The sequence below is a fragment of the Paratractidigestivibacter sp. genome, assembly GCF_052362415.1.
Lineage (GTDB): Bacteria > Actinomycetota > Coriobacteriia > Coriobacteriales > Atopobiaceae > Paratractidigestivibacter.
Window position 1 is genome coordinate 711 of record NZ_DAWEMK010000106.1, and the last position, 5,460, is coordinate 6,170.

7 protein-coding genes are annotated in these 5,460 nt (G+C 66.5%); all 7 read right to left on the minus strand.

Annotation, left to right across the window (positions count from 1 at the left end; genetic code table 11):
• Positions 1–679, minus strand: a 679-nt coding sequence (locus tag ACT84W_RS09015) for an acetate/propionate family kinase (RefSeq protein WP_444328965.1), incomplete at its 3' end; no start/stop codon positions are given.
• 112 nt (positions 680–791) lie between these two features.
• Positions 792–1,202: a C-GCAxxG-C-C family protein gene (locus tag ACT84W_RS09020; protein WP_417575397.1), complete on the minus strand. Its 411-nt coding sequence runs from the start codon at positions 1,200–1,202 to the stop codon at positions 792–794.
• A gap of 2 nt (positions 1,203–1,204) precedes the next feature.
• Positions 1,205–1,555, minus strand: a complete 351-nt coding sequence (locus ACT84W_RS09025) for a histidine triad nucleotide-binding protein (RefSeq protein WP_417575396.1) — start codon at positions 1,553–1,555, stop codon at positions 1,205–1,207.
• Between the two features lie 46 nt (positions 1,556–1,601).
• Entirely contained in the window at positions 1,602–1,865 is a 264-nt protein-coding gene (xseB, locus tag ACT84W_RS09030) for an exodeoxyribonuclease VII small subunit (RefSeq protein WP_444328966.1), read from the minus strand.
• Positions 1,866–1,903: 38 nt separating this feature from the next.
• Positions 1,904–3,244, minus strand: a complete 1,341-nt coding sequence (gene xseA / locus ACT84W_RS09035; RefSeq protein ID WP_444328967.1) for an exodeoxyribonuclease VII large subunit — start codon at positions 3,242–3,244, stop codon at positions 1,904–1,906.
• 4 nt (positions 3,245–3,248) lie between these two features.
• Positions 3,249–3,968, minus strand: a complete 720-nt coding sequence (locus ACT84W_RS09040; protein WP_417575393.1) for a zinc metallopeptidase — start codon at positions 3,966–3,968, stop codon at positions 3,249–3,251.
• Between the two features lie 104 nt (positions 3,969–4,072).
• Positions 4,073–5,203: a ribonuclease D gene (gene rnd / locus ACT84W_RS09045; protein WP_444328968.1), complete on the minus strand. Its 1,131-nt coding sequence runs from the start codon at positions 5,201–5,203 to the stop codon at positions 4,073–4,075.
• Positions 5,204–5,460 lie beyond the last annotated feature (257 nt).

Sequence of the window (5,460 nt, forward strand, 5' to 3'; positions counted from 1 at the left end):
GGCCGTCGAGCGGGGTCAGGCCCATGGTGGTGTCCTGGCACTTGCCGTCCTCGATGGCGCACAGCGAGGCGCCGGAGCCGAGGTGCAGGCTCACGAGCTTGTGGACGTCGCCGTTGAGGAACTGGTTCGTGGCGCGCCAGATGTAGCGGTGGGAAGTGCCGTGGGCGCCGTACTTGCGGACGTGAAGCTTGTCCACGACGTCGCGGGGCAGGGCGTAGCGCCAGGCGTGCTCGGGCATGTTGTAGTGGAACGCAGTGTCCGGGACGATGACGTTGCCGAGCTCGGGGAACATCTGGCGGCAGATCTCGACGACGTCGGCCTCCGCGTAGTTGTGGAGCGGGGCCAGCGGGGCGACCTCGCGAACCTTGGCGAGCACATCGTCGTCGACGACGGCGGACTCGGGGAAGTACCAGCCGCCCTGGACGACGCGGTGGCCGATGCCGTCGATGGGCTTGTCGACGTTCTTCAGGATCTCGAAGACGTGCTTGACGGCGGTCTTGTGGTCGGGCAGCGCGACCTCGAGCTTCTGCTTCTGGCCGCCCATCTCCTCATGGCCGATGAAGGAGCCGTCGATGCCGATGCGCTCGCAGTTGCCCTTGGCATAGACTTCGCGGGTGTCGACGTCGAGCAGCTGGTACTTCAGCGAAGAGCTGCCGGCATTGATGACCAAAACGTTCATGTGTCTCCTCTCGATGCGGGGGCGTCGGACCCGCGGCAATACCTTGCACTTAGACGCAAAGACGCTTAAATGATAGACCCGCTGAGCATAAACAGCGGGTCTAAACAAGGGGTTATTCGGCGAATGCCACGTTTTCGAGGATGCGCGCGGCGTTCTCGATGCACTGAGGGCAGCTACAGAGGACCTCACCGGTGTCGATGCCCTTGAGATCACGGCAGCGCGTGGCGCCGCACGCCTCGGCGAACTGCTCGACGATCTGACGGGAGACCTTGTAGGTCGCACCCTTGGTCGTGGGGTTGTCGAGGTCGGCGCCGGACTTGGCGAGGCCGCAGATGATGCAGGCACCGGACAGCGCGCCGCAGGTGCCCTCCATACAACCCATGCCAAGGCCGAGGCCCTCGGTCGCGGCAAAGAGCGCCTGTTTGTCCGCGCCGACGAGGTCGGCGTAGGCGCATGCAACGGCCTGGGCGCAGTTGTAGCCCTTGGCGTGCAGGGCGGCGCAATCGGCAACGCGTGACTCCATGGCTAGTCCTCCTTGGGCAGCAGGCCCTCGCCCAGCTTGACGCCGCCGAGAACGTGCATGTGCAGGTGCATGACGGTCTGACCGGCATCGGAGCCGGTGTTCATGATGCAGCGGAAACCGGAGGCATCGAGACCGGTCTCGCTGGCGATGGCGGCGACGGCCTTCGTCATGGACTCGAGCGTCTGGGCGGGGACGCCGTCGATGATGTTGGCATAGTGCTTCTTGGGTACCACGAGCACGTGGACGGGGGCCTGGGGGTTGAGGTCCTTGAAGGCGACGACGTTGTCGTCCTCGTAGACGAAGTCGCTCGGAATCTCGCCGTTGGCGATCTTGCAGAAGATGCAGTCGGACATGTTCCTCTCCTAAAGGTCGTAATTTGCGCTTCGTGCAGGCAAAGCGCTATTCGTTGATATAAGCGGTCGCAGGCGCGGAGGCGGTGTCGGTCGTGGGGGCCGCCTCGTCGGTGGCGTCGAGAAGGACGCGGACCTTCTGCTCGGCGTCGTTCAGGCGAGCGCGGAGGCTCTTGAGAAGCTCCACTCCCCTGCCATAGCGGTCGAGCAACTCCTCGAGCTCAAGGTCGCCGGCCTCAAGGGAGCGGACAATCTGCTCAAGCTCAATCGAGGCCTCCTTGAAGGTCATCTCGTCGATGTTCTTGTACTCCATGGGAAAACTCCTTCCTGCGCGCGGAGGCGCAAAAGATTCTAGTCCTTGTGCACCGCGGCGACGGAGGCGTCGACGGATCCATGCCCGAGCTGCACGGCGATGAGGTCGCCGGCGCTGAGCGACGAGGCCTCCTTGACCACGTGGCCGCCCTCGTCGCGCGCGATGGCGTAGCCGCGCCCGAGGACCTTCAGCGGCGAGAGCGCGTCGAGGGTCGCCGCGAGCCTGCCGAAATCGGACTCGTAGCCGCGCAGCAGCCTGGGACCGATGCCGGCGAGGCGGGAGGATTCCTTGGCAAGCGACTCGCCCTGCTGCTTGAGCATGCGCGGGAGCGCAGCATGGAGCCGCTCGGAGGTCTGCTCCAGCTCCGCCTCGCGAGCATGGATGCCGGACGCGGGGTCGGTGAGGCAGGGCCTCGACCCGAGGGCATCGAGCTTCGCGCGCTCGCGCCCCAGAAGCGTCGTCATCGCAGAGTCCGCGAGCTTGGAGTCGGCGTCGAGGCCCGACCCCAGCCGCTCGATCATGGCGGACATCGAGTTGCCCAGGCGGACCTGCCGCTGGATGATCTGGCGCTCGACCTCGTCGATCGCCGGCGCGACGGACTCTGCCGCCGCCGTCGGCGTGGAGCAGCGGCGGTCCGCCACCATGTCCGCGATCGAGGTGTCGGGCTCGTGCCCGATGCCGGTGATCACCGGCACAGGGGACGCCGCGACCGCGCGCGCGACCGACTCGTCGTTGAAGCACATGAGGTCCTCGAACGAGCCGCCTCCGCGCACGAGCAGGATGGCGTCGGGGGCGGATGCCGCGGCCACCTGGAGCGCGCGGACGATGGTCGCCGGAGCCGTCGCGCCCTGCACGCTGCAGCCGACGACGTCGATGAGCACGAGCGGGTTGCGGCGCGCGAGGGTGCGCTTGACGTCCTCGATGACCGAGCCGGAAAGCGAGGTGCAGACGCAGACCCTCGAGCAGAACGCGGGGATGCGGCGCTTGCGCGCGGGGTCCATAAGGCCTTCCCGCTCGAGCTTGCGCGCGAGCTCCGCGACCTGCTGGCGCAGGATGCCCTCACCTGCGACGGAGATGCTGCTCGCGACGAACGAGAAGCGCCCCGAGGCCTTGTAGATATCGAACTTGCCCGTAAGCCGGATCTGGAGGCCGTCGCGGAGCTCGAAACCGGCGTGCGCGTAGACACCGCGCCACACGATGACGCTCATGGACGCGCCGTCGTCCTTGACCTCGAAGTAGCAGTGACCGCTGCGAGCGTTGGGGCCGCGGAAGCCGGAGACCTCGCCCGTGACCGTCAGCGCCGGCCAGGCAGAGACGTTGCCCTTGGCGAGCCCGACCGCCTCGGAGACGGAGAGCGCGCCGGAAGCTTCTTCCCTCATGCGGCTACCTCCGGTCCCTGTCGCCGTACTGGCCGAGCAGGTACACGAGCTGCAGGATCGAAACGAGGGCGGCGGCGACGTAGGTGAGCGCCGCTGCGATGAGCACCTGGCGCGCGCCCTTCTGGTCGAGGCCAGAGCCGTACTTGCCGAGGTAGGCGACCGCGCGGCGGGAAGCGTCGATCTCCACGGGGAGCGTGACGAGCGAGAAGACCACCGTGGCGGCGAACAGCAGGATGGCCACCTTGACGAGCCCCATGGCGTTCATGAAGACGCCGGCCATGAGGACGATCATCCAGGCGCTCGAGGCGAGGTTGACGGCAGGGACGAGCAGCGTCCGCAGGCGATACATCGAGAACCCCTTGGCTGCCTGGACGGCATGGCCCGCCTCGTGGCAGGCGACGGCCACCGAGGCGACCGATGCCCCCGAGAAGTTCGCGGACGAGAGGTGCAGGCACCCGTCGGCGGGGTTGAAGTTGTCCGTGAGCTCGCCGCCGATGCGATCGATGCCGATGTCCCCGGCACCGCCCTCGTCGAGCATCCTGCGGGCAACCTCGGCTCCCGACCCGGGCACGGACGCGCGAACGCCGGACCACTTCCGGTACGTGCTCTTTATGTAGGCCTGCGTGGCGAGGCCGAGAACGAGCGAGACGACGACCAGCAGGATATACGACGTGTTCATGCCAGCGCCGTATCCGTAGCCGTAACCGTAATAACCGTAAGGCATAAGAGGCTCCAATCTATCCGATGCTTCCTATATACCCCCTCGCGCTGTTCCGGCCATGGTACCCGAGGGACGGGACAACAATTAACGAGAAGGAAGCGGAGGCGTCAGAGAAGCTCGATCTTGCCGTCCTTGATGGTGAGGCCGAGCTCGCCCGCGAGCAGGCGCTCGAGCTGCTTGCCCGCGACCTCGTGGCGCCAGCCCTGGGCAAGGCGGCCGTCGCGCGAGCCGCTCAAAAGCTCGTTCAGGTCGTCCTTGCTCGCGATGACCTGCGGCGCGATGCCGGTCTTCTCGGCCACGACGCGGACGACGGCGCTCATGAGGTCGAGCGCTCCGTCCTTCTCGGGCGAGGGCTTGAGGCGCTTGATGGCGGCCGGGAAGTCGGCGGGCGGGCAGTCGAGGCCGCGCTGAACGGAGGCGATGATGCCGCGGGCGTCGGACTCGGAGAGCTTCTCGAGGCCGCGGATCCTGCGGAGCCTGGGCAGCGAGGTCGGTGTTCGGTGACATGCCTCGACGATGACCTCGTCGGACATCAGCCACTTGCGGGGGACGTCGCGGGCGGCAGCGGTCTCCTCTCGCCAAGCGCAGACCTCGCGGGCGACGGCGAGCTGACGCCTGGTGAGGGTGCTCGCGCGCTTAAGGCGCAGGTACGCGTCGCGCGGGTCCTTGCGGAAGCGCGAGGGATCGGAGGCCTCGTCCATCTCGGGCAGGACCCACGAGAGCCTGTCGGAGTCGACGAGCTTGTTGCACATCGTCTCGTAGATCTGGGGCAGGTAGCGGACGTCGTCCTCGGCATAGACGAGCTGCTCAGGGTCGAGCGGGCGCTGAGACCAATCGGTCAGGGCCTCCGCCTTGGGCAGCGACACCCCGCAGTAGGCGTCGACGAGCGGACCGTAGCCGATCTGCTGCCTGAGCCCGAGAAACGCCGCGGCGACCTGCGTGTCGAACACGTTCCTGCACACGCAGCCCATGCCGTCCCACAGCACCTCGAGGTCCTGCGAGCAGGCATGAAAGACCTTGACGACGTCGGGGTCCTCGAAGATCGCAGCGAGCGGAGAGAGATCCTCGATGAGGATGGGGTCGATCGCGGCGATGCTGCCGCCGGCGTTGACCTGGATGAGGCAAAGGCGCGGGAAGTAGGTCTTCTCGCGGAGAAACTCGGTATCGACGGCGACGACGCGGCAGGTGGAGGCCTCGTCGCAGTAGGCCTTGAGCTCTTCTTGGGTGGAAAGATACACGCAAGCTCGATTCTAACGATAATTTGAGTACCATTCGAAGGAGCGCCCTGGGCGCCCGGCCTTACATCATACCGAGAAACTCCCTTATATGAGGAGGAAGGCATGCGTACCCTCATAGTCCATAACCCGAAGTCCGGGTTCGGCTCCGACGCGATCTACCAATTCCAGCGCGCGCTCGTCCGCGAGGGCGATGAGTGCGTCTTCAGGCTCCTCTCGCCCCAGATGGACGCCGCGGACGCCGTCAAGGACGCGAAGGG

Excerpts from the sequence above, each read along its gene's own strand:
- ACT84W_RS09040 (WP_417575393.1), bottom strand. The coding sequence starts at position 3,968 with ATGCCTTACGGTTATTACGGTTACGGCTACGGATACGGCGCTGGCATG.
- xseA (WP_444328967.1), bottom strand. The coding sequence starts at position 3,244 with ATGAGGGAAGAAGCTTCCGGCGCGCTCTCCGTCTCCGAGGCGGTCGGG.
- ACT84W_RS09025 (WP_417575396.1), bottom strand. The coding sequence starts at position 1,555 with ATGTCCGACTGCATCTTCTGCAAGATCGCCAACGGCGAGATTCCGAGC.
- ACT84W_RS09020 (WP_417575397.1), bottom strand. The coding sequence starts at position 1,202 with ATGGAGTCACGCGTTGCCGATTGCGCCGCCCTGCACGCCAAGGGCTAC.
- xseB (WP_444328966.1), bottom strand. The coding sequence starts at position 1,865 with ATGGAGTACAAGAACATCGACGAGATGACCTTCAAGGAGGCCTCGATT.